The organism is Arthrobacter sp. 05N33_2, assembly GCF_056397425.1.
Genome location: NZ_JBFTNJ010000015.1, coordinates 39,881 through 57,598, shown reverse-complemented (window position 1 = coordinate 57,598; position 17,718 = coordinate 39,881). Strand labels below are relative to the sequence as shown.

Genomic DNA, 17,718 nt, shown 5'->3' with positions numbered 1-17,718 from the left:
ATCGCCGGATTACCACTGTGACAAAAGTCACGAATGATTGATACATCAGATCCCGTGCTCGACGAAGCGCCGGGACAGAACAAAGAGGTTCCCATGAACTCCCGGAACGCATCATGAACGCTCGACCCACTCACGCCGTCACAGCCGAAGTACCCCGGCTCGAGGACAAGACCATTCAACCCATCCCGGCCCACGAACGCCATGGCAAGGCCCGGGACCTCTTCACCATCTGGTTCGGTTCCAACATCATGATCATGACCATCGTGACCGGGGGACTCGCGACGACGGTGTTCGGGCTCAGCTTTGTGCCGGCAATCGTCGGAATCATCATTGGGAACGTTGTCGGTGGCATCTTCATGGCACTGCATTCGGCCCAGGGCCCGCAGCTGGGCGTGGCGCAGATGATTCAGACCCGCGGCCAGTTCGGTTCGTACGGGGCACTGCTGATCGTGGTCATCGTGGTGGTCATGTACATCGGGTTCTTTGCGGCGAACCTCGTCTTTGGCGGCCAAGCGCTGGCCGCGGTCACCCCGGGCATCAGCGTCGATGCAGGCATCATTGTCATTGGCGTCGTGAGCGTCGTGGCCACCATCTTCGGCTACCGGCTCATCCACGCCTATGCACGCATCTTGAGCATCGTGGCCGGTCTGGCGCTGGTGCTGGCCTTCGTCTGGATCCTGGCCGTCCACGGATTGCCGGCCAGCTTCCTGGACCAGGGAAACTTCAACTGGGTCGGCTTCATGGCCACTATCTCCGTCTCCGCCCTCTGGCAGCTCGCCTACGCTCCCTACGTCTCGGACTACTCCCGCTACATGCCTCAGGGCACCGGCTCGGCCCCGGCGTTCTGGGCGTCCTATTCAGGCTGCGTCTTGGGAACACTCTTCCCGATGGTCCTGGGTGCCCTGGTGGGAACGCTCGCACTGGCGCTGATCAACGATGGCAGCAGCGTCGAAATAGTAGGGAGCCTGGGAGCCCTGCTCGGGCCATGGACCATGGTGATCATCGGAATCTTCTGCCTTGGCGTTGCGGCGTCGAACGCCATGAACCTCTACTGCGGGGTCCTGTGCACCCTCACCATTGGGCAGACGTTCAGGCCGGCCTGGTTGCCCCACGCCAAGACCCGGACCATTGCGTCAATCCTCCTCTTCACCCTAGCCCTGATGATCGCGCTGTTCGCCCGTGACAATTTCATCTTCTTCTACACGAACTTCCTCTCCTTCCTGATGTACGTCCTGGTTCCCTGGACGGCCATCAACCTGGTCGATTACTACCTCCTGCGGCACGGCGACTACCGGGTTGAAGACTTCTTCAAGCGCGACGGCGGAGTGTACGGAAGGTTCAACTGGGTGGCGATCGGAGCCTATGTTGCCGGCGCACTGATCCAGGTTCCGTTCTCGGCGACAGCGATGTTCACGGGCCCCGCTGCCGCAGCGATGAACGGCGTGGACCTCTCCTGGATTGTCGGCCTGGTGGTTGTTGCACCCCTGTACTACTTCGCGGCACGCATGTTCCGGAAAACGCCGGAAGCCGCCCCCTTTCAGTCGCCCGCATTCGCAGGTGACCTGATTGAGGCGCCGCGGGCGTAACGCCCGCTCCGGCACACCGCGCACCCCGGGCACAGACCGCCCGCCCCCACACCAAACTCCCGGCGCCGCGATCGGCGCAGAAAACAAAGGCGAAATATCATGACACTCACTGACACCGAGCAGTTCACAGTCCGACGTTCCTCCGAGGAGCAAAGCTGCGCCAGCTTCCTGCCTCCGGCGGGGCACTTCATCGGCGGAACGTTTGTTTCCGGTTCCGCGACCCGGCTGATCGACGTCGTCGACCCCACCACGGAACAGGTCATCGCATCGGTTCCTGCCGGCACGGCCGCGGATGTGGACGCTGCGGTTGAAGCAGCCGTGGCGGCCCAGAAGTCCTGGGGCACCACGACACCGAAGGAACGCTCCGAGGTGCTCTCCCTGATCGCCAACATCATTGAAGCCAACCGTGAAGCCTTCGAAATCATCGAGTCCGCCAACACCGGCAAACCGCGAACCGTCGCGGAGGACGATGTCTCCAGCACCATCGACACCTTCCGGTTCATGGCCGGGGCTTCCCGCACACTGACCTCCATGGCAGGCGGCGACTACGCCACCGGACACACCTCGGTCATCCTCAGGGAACCCGTCGGCGTCGTCGGCGTCATCACCCCTTGGAACTACCCGCTGCTGATGGCTGCCTGGAAGATCGCGCCCATCCTCGCCGCCGGAAACAGCATCGTCCTCAAACCCTCGGAACAGACGCCGCTCTCGACGCTGAAGCTGGCAGAACTTGTCGCCGGACGCATCCCCGACGGCATCCTCAACGTCGTGACGGGAAAGGGCCGAACCGTTGGGCAGCGACTCTCCGAACACCCTGATGTCGCCCTCGTTGCGTTGACGGGAAGCGTCGTCAGCGGACAGGCAGTGGCGGAGACCGCGGCCAGGTCCGTCAAGCGCGTCCATCTGGAACTCGGCGGCAAGGCCCCGGTTGTTGTCTTCCCCGACGCCGACCTCCGCGCGGCAGCCGCCGGCGTGCGAAACGCCGGCTTCTGGAATGCCGGCCAGGACTGCGGCGCCGCCTGCCGTGTGCTCGTGCACGAGTCCGTGGCCGAGGAGTTCACCGAACACCTGGTACGCGAAGTCAGCACGCTCGTCGTCGGCGCTCCGGGCGCAGGGGAAGACGTGGAAATCGGTCCCATGATTTCGCGCCCGCACTTCGAACGCGTGAAGGAAGCGCTTGCCGAGGCAAAAGCTGCGGGCCTTCAGGTGGCCATCGGCGGCTCGGCGTTGGAAGGCCCCGGCTACTTCATTGAACCCACCGTAATCAGCAACGTCCCGGCCGGGGCGCATATTGCTACCCACGAAATCTTTGGCCCAGTGGTCACCGTCGAGTCCTTCAGCTCCACTGAAGAGGCCATCACCCGGGCCAACGAGAGTCCCTACGGGCTTTCCGCCTCGGTATGGACCCGGGATTCGAGCCTCTCGCTCCGCATTCCGAAGCAGCTCGATTTCGGCACCGTCTGGGTCAATTCACACCTGGTGTTGGCCTGCGAGGTTCCGTGGGGCGGATTCAAGGGATCCGGCTACGGCCGCGACCTCTCGCTGTATGCCTTGGACGATTACTCCCGGACCAAGCACGTCATGATCAACCACGGCGCATGAGCGTTTAGACCAGCATCGGAGCCCAGCAATGACCACCACGAATCATCCCCACTCCGCGTCGTCGGCGCGCGCCGCAACCCCGTCCGCTCCGTTCGGGACAGACGTAACCTGGACCAACTGGGGCGGCAACCAGAGCGCCACGCCGGCCTTCACCGTCCGGCCGCGGAACGAACAGGAGGYGCTCGACGCCGTCCGGTTCGCCATCCGCGAAGGCCTCCCCGTACGTGCAGTCGGCTCAGGGCATTCGTCCTCACCGCTTGTCCAGACGGGCGGAGTCCTGATGGACATGTCCGCACTCTCGGCCATCACCGGAACCGACCTCATGGGGCGCCGTGCGAGGGCCCTGGCCGGCACCACCATCAACGCCTTTGGCGATCCGCTGTGGGAGCAGGGGCTGGCACTGGGCAACCAGGGCGACATCGACAAGCAGCAGATCGCCGGGGCACTCGCGACCAGCACCCACGGCTCCGGAAAGAACCTGGGCAGCTTCTCATCGGCACTGCGCTGGGTCCGGCTGATCAACGGTTACGGCGAAATCGTCGAAATCGGCGAAGGGCAACTCCGCGAACTCAGGGCCGCCCAGGTCGCCTTGGGGACGCTCGGAATCTTCCTGGAGGTCGAACTGGCGGTCGAGGACCGCTATTACCTGCAGGAGGAGATTACCTATCCCACGTGGGCGGAGACCGCGGCAACCTGGCAGGCCGACATCGACGGGAACCGGCACTACTCGTTCCTCTGGTGCCCGGACAACGATTCCTGTGAGCTCCTGGACCTGCCCGGTTCGCCGGGCCAGAGCATGGCAAACCGCAGCTACACCAAGCGGTACAACGTCGCCCAGGTCCAGGACGAGCGTGAAATTTCCCGCACGGAAGGTGCCCGGCTGGACCGGTCGTACCGCATCTACCCGGGCGGATTCACCACACCGTTCCATGAACTGGAGTACTTCGTTCCCAGCGAACACGGCCTGGCGGCCGTCCAGGCTGTCCAGGAGCTGATCCGCACCAAGCATTCCGACCAGAAGTACCCCGTTGAGGTCCGCTGGGTGAAAGCCGACGAAGGCTACATGTCCCAGTTCCAAGGACGCGACACCACCGTTATCACCCTGACCACCGAACCCGGGACCGACTACTGGCCCTTCTTCCGGGATGCGGATGCGGTGCTGCAGGAATTCGAGCCCCGCGCGCACTGGGGAAAGATCCATTTCATGACGAGGAGCCGATTGGAGCGTCTCTACCCGGAGCTTGACACCTTCATCCAGATACGCCGGGAGTTCGACCCCCGCGGCATGTTCCTTAACGACCACACTCGTGCGCTCGTTGGCTAAATCAGCCATCAAGGTTAAACCGGCAAATCCGGCGTATGCCCCCCGAATCGTGACCGGGGGCATGCTGCCCGCCTTTCCACATCCAACGGGGAAGAGGAGACATGAGCCATTTTCAGGACAAGGCCTACCTTGTCACCGGAGCCAGCTCCGGCATCGGTCTCGCGACCACCCGGGCCCTTCTGGCGCAAGGGGCAAAGGTTGCAGCGGTCGGTCTCCCGGACCGTCTGCTTGAAGACGCAAAAAGCCAAGTCTCGGGCGCTGTGATCTTCATCGAAGCCGACGTATCTGAGTCCCAACAGGTCGATGGGTCCTTCGCCCGGGCGGAAGCAGAACTCGGGCCCCTGAGCGGGGCCTTCAACGCCGCAGGAATCTCCAGTGTTGCGCCCATCGCCGAAACATCCGACGAGCTGTGGCAGAGACTGATCCGGGTGAACTTAACCGGCACTTTCCACTTCGCCCGGGCAGCGGCGCGGACGCTCTCGGCCAACGGCGGTGGATCGCTGGTCTGCACTGCCAGCGAGCTGTCACTCGTCGGCCAGGCAGGCTACACCGCATACACCGCGACCAAGGGCGGCGTGCTGTCGATGATGCGGTCACTGGCCGCCGAACTCGCACCGGCCGGCGTCCGGGTCAACGCACTGTCGCCGGGCACGACAGATACCCCGATGCTTGCGGCCGAGTTCGCGAACGAAGAAGAACGCGCCCGGGACGAAGTGTCCGTGCCGCTTGGCCGGTTCGCCCTGCCCGAGGAGATTGCAGCCGCGGCGCTGTGGCTGTTGGGTCCTGAATCCTCGTATGTCACGGGAACAAACCTTGTTGTCGATGGTGGTCGGACCACGACGTTCCCACTCGGACATTGAATCCCACATCCAACGCACCTAGTGAAAGGCAACATCACATGAGCTCTGTTCTGGTCACAGGTGGTGCCGGATTCACCGGACGCCACATCGTCAACGAACTCGCCGACGCCGGCCATCAAACAGTCAGCTACAACCGGGACTTCATCGAGGCGCCACGCCCCGACGTCGTTTCCGTCCAGGGCGAACTGTTCGATATCCCCCGTCTCCTCGAAGTATTCAAGGAGCACGACGTCGACACCATCGTCCATACCGCCGCCATATCCCACCCGACCTATTCCCTGAGCTTTCCCCTGGCTACGTTTGCTGCCAACGTCGAGGGAACGGTGGCGGTTTTCGAGGCGGCACGACTCCACGGCGTCAAACGGATCATCAACTTCTCTTCCGAGTGCGTGTACGGAAAGACCTCAGCACCGGTGGTTCTCGAATCGGAGCCAGTAAATCCGACGACGCCTTACGCCGTGACGAAGGTTACCGGGGAATGGCTCGGACGGGTCTACGGCGACAGGTATGGAGTCGACGTCATCTCCCTGCGCATCGGCCAGGTTTACGGACCCGGAAACCGCATGGATGAAGTCATACGGGACATTATGCGCGGCGTAGTCCGCGACGGTTCATTCTCACAGGACCACGGGGCCGACCACCGCTACAACCTTGTCTACGTCCGCGACGTCGCTCTTGCCGTCCTGGCGGCAGTCCAGGCACCAGAAACGGCCCGGGCCAGGCCCCTGGCCTACAACATCTCCGGCAGCGAGTACTGGACACTCAGCGACGTCGTCAAAGAAGTTCGAATCGCATTCCCGGACGCCTCCGTGGAGATCGGGCCCGGGACGGATCCAACCCTGGATTTGCAGGGCCACTTCAGCATCGCTTCCGCAGCCGCGGATCTCGGCTACGAATCGCTCTGGCCGCTGCAGCGGGCCCTCGCCGACTACGCCGACTGGCTCTCCACCCATGACTTCTGACCCCTTTCTTCTGACTCATTTCTTCTAACTGACTCATTTCTTCGAAGAGGGACGAACATGACATTCGATAGAAGCGGCTGGAGGCAGGGGGCGGCCTGCGTTGCCGCGTTGACCTTCGACGTCGACGCCGAGTCGCCCGTCCTGGCCGCCGGCCGGCGCTACGCCGACAATGCGATGGCGATGACCCACCAGGCGTTCGGACCCAAGGTGGGTGTTCCCCGGATTCTCCAGATGTTGAAGGATGTGCAGCAGCCGGCGACATTCTTCATTCCAGGAGTAACCGCGGAGCGGTATCCCCGCATGGTGGAACAGGTCCTGGAATCGGGTCATGAGATCGCGCACCACTCACACACTCACCGCACCGCGGTGAACATGAGTTTCGACGACGAACGCGCCGACTTCGATCTGGCGCTAGCTGCACTCGGGCGTTTCGGCATTTCTCCAAAGGGGCATCGCGCCGCACTGTGGGAGCCCTCGTGGCAGACACCGTCGTTGGTGGCTGAATACGGGCTGAAATACGATTCCAGCCTGATGGACGCGGACGTCCCCTATCTCATCGAAACCCCCGCAGGCACAGTTGCGGAGCTCCCCCCACATTGGAGTCTGGATGACTGGGAGCAGTATGCCTTCCTTCCGGAACCCAAGATCGGTGAAATCATCCAGTCGCCACTTGTCGTGGCGGACATGTGGATTCATGAGATCGACGCAATGCGACGTCATGGTGCTCTTTTCATGCTCACTTGCCACCCGTTCCTCACTGGGCGGGCAGGACGGCTGGAGGCGCTGCGGACCGTGATCGAAACTGCGCTGGAACGAGGCGATGTCCGCTTCTCGACGTGCGAAGCGCTCGCGGAAGCGGCACTCGGTGACCCTGCATTGATTGCCGAGCCCCTCAATCCAGTTACAGCGTCCGAGGAGCTCTATCCGGACTACTGAATCTTGGCCCAGTAGTGAACGTGGCCGCGCTGTTGTGGTTGGCTTTTGAGATCATCAATATCGCATGGCCGCGGCAGCCAGAAGCGACCTGGTACCAAAACTACGCAGTGATTGTAGTTTTCGTGCTCCTCGGCCTGGCGGGTTTTGCGGTGGAGAGGCGCCTGCGTAGACGCAATAGCGCCCACATGGCGGCAGCGGCAGGGCCAGGGCCAGAGCCAGAATTGCTGAACGTCGGGTCGTGAGCGCCGCCCTAGCAAGAAATTGGCTGGTAGTCCCCGTCAGTAGGGCCCACTGACGGGGGTGTCCTTCCGCGGTTCTGGCCGCCCGGGACGGATCTCAGGCGACGCGGATGCGACAAGTCCGGGTTAGAGCGATGCGTAGATCCTGCCGGCTGCTGTCAGTTGGCCGTTCGTTTGGTAGAGGGCCGAAGGGCCCAGGGCCGGATCGGAGGGCTCCCTGGCGTACCACGCGAACCGTTCGACGAATGGCATCGCCCGCATCCCGGCGACAGCAGCCCGCATGAAACTGTGTACTTCTGTGCGTGTGTGCCGGGAGGGGCGCGAGGGGGTCGCAGACCAGTCCGCGACGGAAAATTCGGTAACCCACACAGGCCTCTCATACTTGTCGTGCAGATTCCTGACCTTCGAAAGGAAGCTCTCAGCATTTGGCCAGCCGTAGCTGTGCATCGTCATGAAGTCGACGCGCAGGTTGGCCCTGGCCGCCTTCGTCATGAACTTATCCAACCACGGGCTGGTCGAGCTGACGGTGCACGGGGACCCCAGTCTGAGGCCGGTGGACTGGAGCTGGGGCCAAAGACGGATGGCCTCGTCAACGGACATGTTGGCCTGGCTGGAGTAGTCAGGCTCGTTGAAGCCGAGAAGGTTCTTGGTTCTCGTCACGGGAAGCTGGCGGATCACGTCGCCGATAGAATTATTCTTGATCAGGGCTTTCCCGCTCCAGACCATCGGGATGAATCCTGGGTTGGTGGTGACGGTATATGTCGATCCCCATGAGTAGTACCAGCTGGCGTTGAGGGCCCGGATCTGCCGAAGCGCCAGTGCGTCTGTGCCGCCGCAGGCTGCGCCTTTGAGGGCCAGGGGCCGAGCAGCCGCCGCGGGGACAGGAGCCGCTGAAAGAACCCCTGGAAGGGTCAGGGCGGCCAGTGGTAATGCGAGAAATGTCCGGCGTTCCATTGTATTCCTTCTCTCGATGCGAAGCGGGTCGAGACCAGGATCTGACGCGAGTCACGCTACGCCGCAGTATCGGCGTTAGTAAGAATCGTTCGGCCCTATTTGCAACAAACGCATGGCTTTGCCCTGCAGCAGGGGACAAAGCCATGCGCCTGTTTATTACCGCTGGGAGGCTACTCCGGAACCACCAGGGCGGGGGTGTCCTTCCGGATGGTCTCGCCCCGGAAGAAGCCCGGATGCAGTTTCGCGGCGACCAGCATGATCACGACGCCGAGGGCGAGGATGCCGATCCCCAGAATGAACACCAGGCCCACGCCGAAGACCTCCGAGCCGCTGCCGAATTCCGGTGCCCAGCTGTCCACGGCGGTCTGGAAGAAGACCACGGTGAGGACCAGGCCGCCCAGGACCGGGAACAGCAGCCGCATGAAGAAGTTGCGGACGCTGGAGAACAGGCTGTGCCGGAAGTACCAGGTGCAGGCGAAGGCCGTGAGGCCGTAGTAGAAGCAGATCATCAGGCCCAGGGCCATGATGGTGTCATTGAGGACGTTCTCGCTGACTACCTTCATGACGGCGTAGAAGCCGCCGGAGATCACACCGGCAATCACCGTTGCGAAACCGGGGGACCCGAACCGCTTGCTGACGGATGCGAAGCGCGGCGGCAGTGCCCCGTAGTGGCCCATCGCCAGCAGGCTGCGTGCGGGAGAGGCCATGGTGGACTGCAGGGACGACGCGGTGCCGGAGAGAACGGCCAGGGACATCAGGATGGCCAGCGGACCCATGACTGGGGAAGCCAGTGCCGCAAAGATATTCGACTGGTTGTCCGGGTTGTTCAGGCCGATGCCGTCGGTTCCGGTGCCGGCAACCATCATGGTGGCCACGATCGCGACGAGGTAAAGGGCCAGGACGGCGACCGCCGTCGTGGTTCCTGCCCGGCCGGCGGTACCCTTGCCGCCCTTGGTTTCCTCGTTGACGGTGAGGCAGACGTCCCAGCCCCAGTAGACGAAGACGGCCAGTGACATGCCGGCGGCGAACTGCTCGAAGCTGCCGATCTTCATCGGGTTGAACCAGTCCCAGCTGAAGGCGATTGCGGTGCCCGAGTCGCCCGAGGCGGCGTGGGTGAGTGCCATGACGACGAAGATGCCCAGGACGAGGACCTGGAATCCGACCATGGTGTACTGCACCAGCTTGGTGGCGTGCAGGCCGCGGTAGCTGACCCAGACGGCCAGTGCCACGAACACCAGGCACGTCGCGATGTTTACGGCCGTGTTGGAGGTCAGGTCCGCGAGGTCCGGGTTGTTGAACACCTGGGCCAGGAAGAGGTAGAAGAAGTCCACCGCGACGCCGGCCAGGTTGGACAGGACGATGATGTTGGCGGCCAGCAGGCCCCAGCCGCCCAGCCAGCCGACGAACGGGCCGAACGCCTTGGTGGCCCACGTGAAGGTGGTGCCGCTGTCCGGTGAATCGGCGTTGAGCTCACGGTAGGCGAACGCCACCAGGATCATCGGGATGAACGCGACAATGAAGATCGCCGGCAGCTGCAGGCCCACGGCGCCGACGGCGGGTCCCAGCGAACTGGTCAGGCTGTAGGCGGGTGCCACGGAGGAGATGCCGAGGACGACGACGGCGAGCAGGCCCAGCTGGCCGCCCTTGAGCCCCTTGCCCGAGATGCCGTGCTTGGAACCGGCCGGATCGACGACGTCGTGCGTGATGGTGCCGTCTTCGCGGCCGATAGTCTGACTCATTGCTGACCTTTTTTCTGGGGGACGGATGGTTGCTGTTGGGTGATGCAGTGGATGCCGCCGCCGCGGGCGAAGAGCTCGCGGGCGTCGATGCCGACTACCCTGCGGCCGGGGTAGGCGTCGCCAAGGATGCGCAAGGCTTTTTCGTCCATCGGGTCGCCGAAGGTGCAGGCGATGACGCCGCCGTTGACCACCAGGTGGTTGATGTAGCTGTAGTCGACGAACCCCTCCTCATCCGTCAGGGTTTCCGGGGCGGGGACCTCGATGATGTTCCATTCGCGGCCGGCCGCGTCCCGGGTGGTGGCGAGGTGGCTGATGATGGCCCGGCAGACTTCGAAGTCGGGGTGTGCCGGGTTCTGTTGGGAATGGACCAGCACGGTGCCCGGGGACGGGATGGCCGCAACGATGTCGACGTGGCCGCGCGTGCCGAACCGTTCCGAATCCCGGGTCAGGCCGCGGGGAAGCCAGACGACGTGGCTTACGCCCAGGGTCCGGCCCAGCTCGGCTTCGACGTCGGCCTTGCTGAGCCCGGGATTGCGGCCCGGATCGAGCTGGACCGTCTCGGTGACGAGGACGGTGCCTTCGCCGTCGACGTGGATGCCGCCGCCCTCGTTCACCAGCGGCGAGACAAGGTGGCTGGCCCCCGAGCGGGCCGCGACGGCCGACGCCACGAGCGCGTCCTTGTCCCAGGCGGCCCAGTCCTGGCCGCCCCAGCCGTTGAAGACCCAGTCGACGGCGCCGAGCCGGCCGCCGTCGTCGAGGACGAACGTGGGGCCGATGTCCCGCATCCAGGCGTCGTTCAGCGCGGCGGGGACCACCTCGATATCCGGGTGGAGGTAGTCCGCCGCGGTCTGCACATCCGCCGGCGCCACCAGCATGGTGACCGGTTCGAATTCCACGACGGCGTTCGCGACGGCGGCCCAGACGGAGCGGGCGGCGTGGGCTTCTGCCGCTGTTTCGCCCAGGGTGTAGCCGCCSGTGGGGAACGCCATCCAGACACGGTCCTGGGGCGCCGTTTCGGACGGCATCCGCCACGCGCTCATGCGGTGGCCTTGCTGGTGTCGGCGCCGAGCGGGGCGTCGGGGCGAACCGGTTCGGTCAGCCGCCCGTACGTGTCCGGGCGTCGGGTGGCCAGGAAGGGGAAAAGCGTGAGCCAGTCCCGGCGCTGGTCGAGGTCGAGGTCCGCGACGAGCACCGCGGATTCGTCCCGCGGTGCCTGGGCAAGGATCCGGCCGTAGGGATCGGAGATGAAGGAGGAACCGTAGAAGTTCAGCGTGCCTTCGCTGCCCCAGCGGTTGGGGACCACCATGAACAGCCCGTTGGCGATGCCGTTGCCGACGATGACCTGCTGCCACAACGGCTGGGTGTCGAAGTCGGGGTGGTCGGGCTCGGAGCCGATGGCTGTGGGGTAGACCAGGAGTTCCGCGCCGCCGAGGGAGTAGATCCGCGCCAGCTCCGGGAACCACTCGTCCCAGCAGGTGGGCATGCCCAACCGTGCGCCGCCGAGTTCGGCGGGGGAGTGGACCTCGTAGGCATCGTCGCCGTCCGGGCCCTGGCGGAAGAATTTGTCCTCGTAGTAGCCTGCCGTGACGGGAATGTGGAGCTTGTGGGTGCGGGCCAGGAGTTCGCCCCCGGGGGACACCAGGATGGCGGTGTTCAGGCCCAGGCCGTCGTCTGTGCCGTCCGGGTTCTCCGCCTTCTGGTACAGCGAAGCGTGGACGCAGATGCCGTGCCTCCGGGCCGCGTCCGCCGCGAACCGGAACGTGGGGCCGGTGAACAGATCCTCGGCAATGTCCGAGGGCCGCGGGCGCGTGGTCCCGCCGCGGGCGGCGTCATTTTCGGGAAGCGTGTCCGCGGGATAGCGGGACAGCGTGAGCTCGGGGAGGAAGACGACGGCTGCTCCCAGCCGGGCGGCGCGCCCGATGCCTTCGTCCAGTTCGGCGTGCAGGGCCGCGGCGTCAGGATGCCAGCGATGCTGCACGACGCCGATCCGCAGAGCCGGCCGGCTGGAGGGCAGCGTGCGGGCGAGGGAGGGCGGGGTGTCGAGGGACGTGATTTCGATCATGGCTACTCCAGTGAGACGGGCGTCACATTAATGAACGTTGTTCATTTAGTTTGAGGGTGATGGCCGCACGGGGCAAGACCTAATATGAATAAAGTTCATTTATTTATTCGGGGTGGAACCCGCGCCGTCCCCGGGCCGGCAGCCGGACCGCTACTGGACCACGGCGCGGACCTCCCCTGCGGGCCGTAAGGCCCTAGACCGTGGATTAGTCCCGGCAGAGTCTGGGGTATGACTCAAACGAACCCGGGGCCGGCCCCGGACATCAGGGCCGCCCAACTCAAGGAACAGCCCACGGCGGTGGTGCATGAGACAGTCCCGATGAATGCGTTGCGGGATTTTTTCGGCCGTGCCTTCGCCGCCGTCATGGGTGCGGTGCAGGAGCAGCATGTCCAGTTGGCCGGACCCCCGTTCGCGCTGTACCGCGGCATGCCGACCGACGTCGTCGACGTCGAAGCGGGGTTCCCCCTCGCCGCGCCTTTCACGAACCCCAGTGGCGCGGACACGGCGGTTGTCGCCGGCACCCTCCCCGCAGGCCAGGCCTACGAGGCGATGCACATCGGTCCCTACGAATCACTGCAGCGTACTTACGGCGCGATCATGGCGCGGATGCGGCAGGACGGCGCGAGCCCGGGAGCAGCAATGTGGGAGTACTACCTTACCGATCCCGGCGTCGAACCCGATCCAGCGAAGTGGCAGACGCTCGTGGTCTGGCCGGTCGACTGAAATGCCGCACCTGCACTGCCCGGCCGCCGCGCGGAGGGGCCCCGGCCGGGGGCCGCTGCCCGGGTTTCCAGGGCCCGTCCGACTCATTCTGTCTGATAGGCCACACTATTGCTCTACTCCATGCATAATGTCCTAAACTGCTTCACTGAGGTGCCTGAAATGGCGCTGCGCAGCAACGAAAGTGAACCCCGATATGGCTACCGATTACGACGCCCCACGCAAGACAGAAGAAGAATCTCCCGCTGAGTCGCTGGAGGCCCTTCAGGCGTCCCGCGGCGGCGGCGCGCAGACCGCTGTGATCGACGTCGATGAGAACGACACCGCTGAAGGCATTGATCTTCCCGGTGCGGATCTGTCCGGCGAAGAGCTGACGGTCATTGTTGTTCCGGAGCAGTCCGATGAATTCACCTGCTCCTCCTGCTTCCTGGTCCGTCACAGGTCCCAGGTGGCCCTTGAGAAGAACGGCATGAAGTACTGCCGCGACTGCGAAGGCTAAAACCTTCCGGCAACAGACAGGCCGTACGAAGCGCCGGACCCGCGAGGGTGCCGGCGCTTCGCCGTTCCCGGCCAGGCCTGCTGCTGGCGGTGTTATCTGTTCGTGAACGACCTTCACGAACAGGGTCCGTGCAATCCGTCCGTGACCAGCAGCGGGCCACGCTAACGGTTGGGCGCCGAAACTGTGGAGGACCTCGCCCGCCGGGCCGGGCCCGCCTACGCTGAAAGCGTCTGACCTGCGCTGACTGTTCCGCCAGCCCAAGGGTCAGGCAGCACCAGGGGGTGGCGGCCTTGAAGAAGACCCAGTTGAAGAAGACCCAGTTGAAAAAGGTCAACGCGTTGCTCGCGGCTGTTCTGATGGCCGCCGCGCTCGGGATTCTTGCGCCGGCGCCGGCCGCCGCAGACCCGTACTGCGGACTGGCCTGGGGGTCGCTGAGCAAAATGGATCCGRCCATGAGCCAGGCCAAGGTGGTGAACGTCCGCACCGGTCAGCACTACTGCTTCGACCGGCTGGTCATTGACCTCAACGGCCCCGTGGCAGGCTACAGCGTCCGCTACGTACCCGCGGTGGTGCAGGACGGGTCCGGCCTGCCGGTCCCGTTGCGGGGCCAGGCCTTCATTCAGCTCAYGGTCAATGCACCCGCATATGACGACGCCGGCAATCCCACCTACAACCCGGCGAACAAGAATGAATTGGCTGACGTGACCGGCTACCAGACGTTCCGGCAGGTGGCGTGGGCTGGCAGCTTCGAAGGCTATTCGACCATTGGCCTGGGGGTCCGCGCCCGGCTGCCGTTCCGGGTCCTGGCCCTGCCCGGGCCGGGCACCGGGTCCCGGCTCGTGGTGGACGTGGCGCATTTCTGGTGAGGCTGGTGAAGCCGGTCGCAAGGCAGGGCTGCGCGCCTTGCCGGGCGGGTCGGCTAGAGCGAGCCGAGCTCGGCCCGGAGCGGGAAGTCCCGGCCGTCCAGCACCAGCTGCGTGCAGAGTCCCGTGGCGCGGTTCAGAACGATCGGGGCCATAAGGTTGACGGTCGTGGAACCGGGCGAGTGGTTGACGACGACCAGTACCTGGGCGGCGTCCCGCCCGTCGAGTTCGAGGGCCTCCAGCGAGGCTGCCGGGATCGGCGGAGAGTAGCTCGGTGCGAACACGGCCGCATCGGCCAGGAATAGCCGCACCGGGCTGGAACCTGCCTCCAGGGCGTACAGTCCGGCCGCGCCCTCGACGCTCCGCAGCGCAAAATCGTGCAGCTCCTCGAAGCCAGGCATGGGTGCGGTGAATGTGAGGGGCAGGCTTGCGACGGGAGTGTCCATGACCGGGGTGCTCACCGCAGGAAGTCCATCAGGGTGGGCTGAAGCACCCGGGCCGTCGCCGCGAGGGCCACCTGGTAGTTGGTTTCCTGAAGCTTCAGGTCCATGATGACGCTGCCGAGATCTGCCTTTTCAATGCCCATCTTCTGTGCATCCAAGGTGGCCTCCAGTTCGGTGTTGACGTTGCCGGCGCGTTCCAGCTGCACCTGCCGTGTTCCTATTTCAGCACGCCCGCTGACGATGTTCTTGAAAGATGCCTGCAGGTTGGTGAGGTTCACAGTGGCATCCTCGCCTTTGCGCAGTGACTCGATGGTCTTGGTGACGGCGTCGAAGACGGAGCCGGAGCCGCTGCCGAAGATCGCGGCGCCGTCCGCGTCGACCCGGACGGTTCTGTCGGCACTGATGCGCCGTTCCACTGAGCCGCCGGCGACGCCGTTGAAGACCGGGGGAGTTCCGGTGTCTCCTGGGATGCTCGGGTCGGCCGGGATGGCTGGGCTGAAGGCCGTGGCCGCGTCCGAACTTCCAGCAAAAATGTTCCGGCCAAGGTGCTTGCTGTTGGCGGTTGAGAGCAGATCCTTGTTCAGCCCTTCGAGCTCGACGGCGATCGCGTCCTTGCCCGCCTGGTTGAGCGCGCCGTTGCCGGCCTGGACCGTGAGGTCGAGGATGCGGTTCATGACGTTGGTGGCCTGGCTGAGGGCGGAGTCGGCCGCGTTGAGCCAGCTGGCGCCGTCGTCGATGTTCCTGCCGTACTGGGCGTTGGCGGCGAGCCGCGCGCGCGTATCGAGAGCCTGCGCCGTGGCGGCAGGATCGTCGGACGGGCGCGAAATCTTGTCCAGCGTGGTGGCCTTTTCCTGCAGCTGGGCCAGCTTGGACTGCTGGGCCTGCAGGGTCCGCTGGGCGGCTGCGCTCATGGTCAGGTTGGTTACCCGGTTCAGCATGTCTACCTTCCTACCAGTCCGGTGCGGTTGATCAGGACGTCCAGGGCTTCGTCCACAGCCGTCATGACGCGGGCCGCGGCCTGGTAAGCGTGCTGGTTGGTGAGCAGGCTGACGTTTTCTTCGTCCAGGCTGACGGACGCCTGCGAGGAGCGGTTGGACTGCGCGGAGATTTCCGCTGCCGAGCTCAACGCTTCATGCTGCTGGGCGCCGCGTGACTGCACACCGATCCCGGTGACGATGTTTGCCCAGGCGCTGTCCGGAGACCCCGGCCCAGTGCCAAGCTGTGAAATCTTGTCGGCGAGGCTGCCGTCCAGGTTCCCCGCACCCGCCACGCCGACCGCGATCTCTGCGGCGGCCTTGGGCACAACAGCGAGAGCGAGCGCGGCAGGGCCCGCGGCGGCCGGGTCGAAGAAGTTGCCGGACGAAGTGCCGTCAGAGGTCCGTCCGCCGAAGTGAAGGGCGTTGACCGCGTCCCGCAGGTCGCCGGCGAACTTGTTCAGTGACTGTGCGGCCGAATCGATGGCGCCGCCGTTCGCGGCAGGAGCCAGGACGGACAACGCGCCGGCGATTTCCCCATCGGCGACGGCGATTGCCGCACCCGGCCGGTCCGCCCACTCAAGCTGCACGGCTGTGCCGAGCTTGTCCGCAGTCTGGCTTCCGGAGAGAGCGAGTGTCCGGACGGAGCTGCCCATCACGAGGGCGTTTCCGCCGACGTGGACATCCACCGTGCCGTCAGCCTGTTCCCTGACGGTGCCGCCGGTCAGCCGGGAGATGGTCTCGGTGAGCTTGGCCCGCGCGTCGATCAACTCGTTGGCCGATCCTCCCGCGGCGAGGGTTGAGCGAATGCTGGTGTTGAAGGCGGCCACCTGCGTGGCGGCGGCGTTGACGGCGTCCACGGCGCCCTGGGCCTGGCCGCGGACGCTGCTCCACTGGCCCTCAAGGGAGCGGTAGGAAGAGGAGACCTTGGTGGCGAGGTCGTTGCCGGCCTGCAGGACCAGTCCCTTGGCGGCGGAGTCGTTGGGGTGGTTGGCGGCGCCTTGCCAGGCCGACCAGAAGCCCTGGAGCGCGGTGGAGATGCCGTTTTCGCCGGGTTCCTGAAGGATGCCCTCGATCCCTTGGAGCGCCGAGGACCGGGCGCTGGCGTAGCCGGACTCGGCCGCCGTCGAGCGGACGCTTCCGTCAAGGAAGCTGCTGCCCAAGCGTGCGATGCCGTCCACGGAGACGCCATTCCCGGCCTCGGGGCGGCCCGAACCGAACAGGCCCTGCGCAGGAGCCGCGATCGAAGACTGTTGGACGCGCTGCCGGGTGTAACCCTCGGTGGCGGCGTTGGCGATGTTCTGCCCGGCCACGTTCATGCCCTGCTGGGCGGCGGTCAAGCCACGGTAGGCGGTGTTCAGCGCGCCGAAGGTACTCATGGTCGCTTCCTTAGAATTGCTTGTCGAAAATACGCGAGGCTGCAGTTTCCCCGGTCTTGCCCTGGGCGTCATAGGTGCCGGCCGCAGCGGTGGGCCGCAGATCCGCGAGGGATTCCTGGGTGGAACGGACTGCGGTGCGCAGGTACTGCTCGTTCGAGTCGCGCAGTTCCTTGATCAGTGTCGTCTGGTGGGTCAAGGCCGTCAGATGGGCCGTGAGGATTTCGGACCAGGCGCCTTCCGGCGCGGCAGCGGCGAGTTCACCCAGGGACGCGTCAGTGGGCAGTCCCCAGGTTTCGGCCACGACGGCGGCTTCGATGGTGCGGGCGAGGCTCGCCTTGGAGAGGTGTTCCAGAACCTGCTCGACTTCCTTTGTGCCGTGGGGAAGCCAGCGGGATTTGCCGGCGGTGAGCAGCAGTTGCTCTTCCTCCAGCTTGAAGGTGAGAACGTCCAGGAGTTCACGCTCCCGCCACAGCAGGGCTGAAAGTTCGTGGATGGCCATGGTCCGGACGGCTCCCTCATGTGTGAATGGTGCAAATGACTGGTGCGGTGGTGCCGGGGCGTCGATTTCATCGTGCG

Annotated in this window: 17 protein-coding genes; 9 read left to right on the top strand and 8 right to left on the bottom strand. The window is 64.9% G+C overall.

The annotated features are described in order from the left end of the window. Positions 1–113 precede the first annotated feature (113 nt). The 6 genes from AC1DHX_RS09830 (at position 114) to AC1DHX_RS09805 (ending at position 7,270) form a co-directional block, all read left to right on the top strand. Positions 114–1,586 carry a purine-cytosine permease family protein gene (locus AC1DHX_RS09830; protein ID WP_230007952.1) on the top strand — a complete coding sequence of 491 codons (1,473 nt, stop codon included), beginning with the start codon at positions 114–116 and terminating at the stop codon, positions 1,584–1,586. Between the two features lie 99 nt (positions 1,587–1,685). Further along, positions 1,686–3,188 (top strand): aminobutyraldehyde dehydrogenase, encoded by a 1,503-nt coding sequence (locus AC1DHX_RS09825; RefSeq protein WP_476857568.1) that lies wholly within the window; start codon positions 1,686–1,688, stop codon positions 3,186–3,188. 28 nt (positions 3,189–3,216) lie between these two features. Then, complete coding sequence (locus tag AC1DHX_RS09820; RefSeq protein ID WP_476899993.1) at positions 3,217–4,512, top strand: D-arabinono-1,4-lactone oxidase; 1,296 nt, start codon at positions 3,217–3,219, stop codon at positions 4,510–4,512. A 101-nt stretch (positions 4,513–4,613) separates the two neighbouring features. Beyond that, a complete protein-coding gene (locus AC1DHX_RS09815) occupies positions 4,614–5,372 on the top strand; it encodes an SDR family NAD(P)-dependent oxidoreductase (RefSeq protein WP_476857567.1) in 759 nt (252 codons plus the stop codon). A gap of 38 nt (positions 5,373–5,410) precedes the next feature. Further along, positions 5,411–6,334 (top strand): NAD-dependent epimerase/dehydratase family protein, encoded by a 924-nt coding sequence (locus AC1DHX_RS09810; RefSeq protein WP_476857566.1) that lies wholly within the window; start codon positions 5,411–5,413, stop codon positions 6,332–6,334. A 57-nt stretch (positions 6,335–6,391) separates the two neighbouring features. Continuing rightward, entirely contained in the window at positions 6,392–7,270 is an 879-nt protein-coding gene (locus AC1DHX_RS09805; RefSeq protein ID WP_476860114.1) for a polysaccharide deacetylase family protein, read from the top strand. A 365-nt stretch (positions 7,271–7,635) separates the two neighbouring features. On the opposite strand, the gene AC1DHX_RS09800 is transcribed toward AC1DHX_RS09805, so the two are convergent. The 4 genes from AC1DHX_RS09800 to AC1DHX_RS09785 form a co-directional block, all read right to left on the bottom strand. Then, entirely contained in the window at positions 7,636–8,463 is an 828-nt protein-coding gene (locus AC1DHX_RS09800) for a glycosyl hydrolase (RefSeq protein ID WP_476860115.1), read from the bottom strand. 170 nt (positions 8,464–8,633) lie between these two features. After that, complete coding sequence (locus AC1DHX_RS09795) at positions 8,634–10,202, bottom strand: APC family permease (protein ID WP_476860116.1); 1,569 nt, start codon at positions 10,200–10,202, stop codon at positions 8,634–8,636. Continuing rightward, entirely contained in the window at positions 10,199–11,242 is a 1,044-nt protein-coding gene (locus tag AC1DHX_RS09790) for an agmatine deiminase family protein (protein WP_476860117.1), read from the bottom strand. Before AC1DHX_RS09790 ends, AC1DHX_RS09795 begins: the two co-directional genes overlap by 4 nt. Next, on the bottom strand, positions 11,239–12,264 hold the full coding sequence (locus AC1DHX_RS09785; RefSeq protein ID WP_476860118.1) for a nitrilase-related carbon-nitrogen hydrolase: 1,026 nt from the start codon (positions 12,262–12,264) through the stop codon (positions 11,239–11,241). Before AC1DHX_RS09785 ends, AC1DHX_RS09790 begins: the two co-directional genes overlap by 4 nt. A 228-nt stretch (positions 12,265–12,492) precedes the next feature. On the opposite strand from AC1DHX_RS09785, the gene AC1DHX_RS09780 reads away from it, so the two are divergent. The 3 genes from AC1DHX_RS09780 to AC1DHX_RS09770 all read left to right on the top strand — a co-directional run bounded on the left by AC1DHX_RS09780 (position 12,493) and on the right by AC1DHX_RS09770 (position 14,349). Next, a complete protein-coding gene (locus AC1DHX_RS09780) occupies positions 12,493–12,987 on the top strand; it encodes a GyrI-like domain-containing protein (RefSeq protein WP_290370286.1) in 495 nt (164 codons plus the stop codon). Positions 12,988–13,180: 193 nt separating this feature from the next. Continuing rightward, on the top strand, positions 13,181–13,483 hold the full coding sequence (locus AC1DHX_RS09775; RefSeq protein ID WP_018775830.1) for a DUF4193 domain-containing protein: 303 nt from the start codon (positions 13,181–13,183) through the stop codon (positions 13,481–13,483). A gap of 320 nt (positions 13,484–13,803) precedes the next feature. After that, positions 13,804–14,349, top strand: coding sequence for an AMIN-like domain-containing (lipo)protein (locus AC1DHX_RS09770; RefSeq protein ID WP_476899998.1), 546 nt, complete (start codon positions 13,804–13,806; stop codon positions 14,347–14,349). 53 nt (positions 14,350–14,402) lie between these two features. Here AC1DHX_RS09770 and fliW read toward each other — a convergent pair whose 3' ends face one another. From fliW to AC1DHX_RS09750, 4 genes are read right to left on the bottom strand one after another with little or no spacing between them, the layout of a single operon-like run. Further along, complete coding sequence (fliW, locus tag AC1DHX_RS09765; RefSeq protein WP_476860119.1) at positions 14,403–14,807, bottom strand: flagellar assembly protein FliW; 405 nt, start codon at positions 14,805–14,807, stop codon at positions 14,403–14,405. Beyond that, a complete protein-coding gene (flgL, locus tag AC1DHX_RS09760; protein ID WP_459383898.1) occupies positions 14,804–15,727 on the bottom strand; it encodes a flagellar hook-associated protein FlgL in 924 nt (307 codons plus the stop codon). Before flgL ends, fliW begins: the two co-directional genes overlap by 4 nt. Before the next feature lie 2 nt (positions 15,728–15,729). Further along, positions 15,730–17,142: a flagellar hook-associated protein FlgK gene (flgK, locus tag AC1DHX_RS09755; protein WP_476860120.1), complete on the bottom strand. Its 1,413-nt coding sequence runs from the start codon at positions 17,140–17,142 to the stop codon at positions 15,730–15,732. Between the two features lie 10 nt (positions 17,143–17,152). Next, positions 17,153–17,641, bottom strand: a complete 489-nt coding sequence (locus AC1DHX_RS09750) for a flagellar protein FlgN (protein ID WP_018775825.1) — start codon at positions 17,639–17,641, stop codon at positions 17,153–17,155. Positions 17,642–17,718: the final 77 nt, after the last annotated feature.

Excerpts from the sequence above, each read along its gene's own strand:
- AC1DHX_RS09795 (WP_476860116.1), bottom strand. The coding sequence starts at position 10,202 with ATGAGTCAGACTATCGGCCGCGAAGACGGCACCATCACGCACGACGTC.
- AC1DHX_RS09810 (WP_476857566.1), top strand. The coding sequence starts at position 5,411 with ATGAGCTCTGTTCTGGTCACAGGTGGTGCCGGATTCACCGGACGCCAC.
- flgL (WP_459383898.1), bottom strand. The coding sequence starts at position 15,727 with ATGCTGAACCGGGTAACCAACCTGACCATGAGCGCAGCCGCCCAGCGG.
- AC1DHX_RS09805 (WP_476860114.1), top strand. The coding sequence starts at position 6,392 with ATGACATTCGATAGAAGCGGCTGGAGGCAGGGGGCGGCCTGCGTTGCC.
- AC1DHX_RS09780 (WP_290370286.1), top strand. The coding sequence starts at position 12,493 with ATGACTCAAACGAACCCGGGGCCGGCCCCGGACATCAGGGCCGCCCAA.
- AC1DHX_RS09830 (WP_230007952.1), top strand. The coding sequence starts at position 114 with ATGAACGCTCGACCCACTCACGCCGTCACAGCCGAAGTACCCCGGCTC.
- AC1DHX_RS09825 (WP_476857568.1), top strand. The coding sequence starts at position 1,686 with ATGACACTCACTGACACCGAGCAGTTCACAGTCCGACGTTCCTCCGAG.
- flgK (WP_476860120.1), bottom strand. The coding sequence starts at position 17,142 with ATGAGTACCTTCGGCGCGCTGAACACCGCCTACCGTGGCTTGACCGCC.
- AC1DHX_RS09800 (WP_476860115.1), bottom strand. The coding sequence starts at position 8,463 with ATGGAACGCCGGACATTTCTCGCATTACCACTGGCCGCCCTGACCCTT.
- AC1DHX_RS09815 (WP_476857567.1), top strand. The coding sequence starts at position 4,614 with ATGAGCCATTTTCAGGACAAGGCCTACCTTGTCACCGGAGCCAGCTCC.
- AC1DHX_RS09750 (WP_018775825.1), bottom strand. The coding sequence starts at position 17,641 with ATGGCCATCCACGAACTTTCAGCCCTGCTGTGGCGGGAGCGTGAACTC.
- AC1DHX_RS09775 (WP_018775830.1), top strand. The coding sequence starts at position 13,181 with ATGGCTACCGATTACGACGCCCCACGCAAGACAGAAGAAGAATCTCCC.
- AC1DHX_RS09785 (WP_476860118.1), bottom strand. The coding sequence starts at position 12,264 with ATGATCGAAATCACGTCCCTCGACACCCCGCCCTCCCTCGCCCGCACG.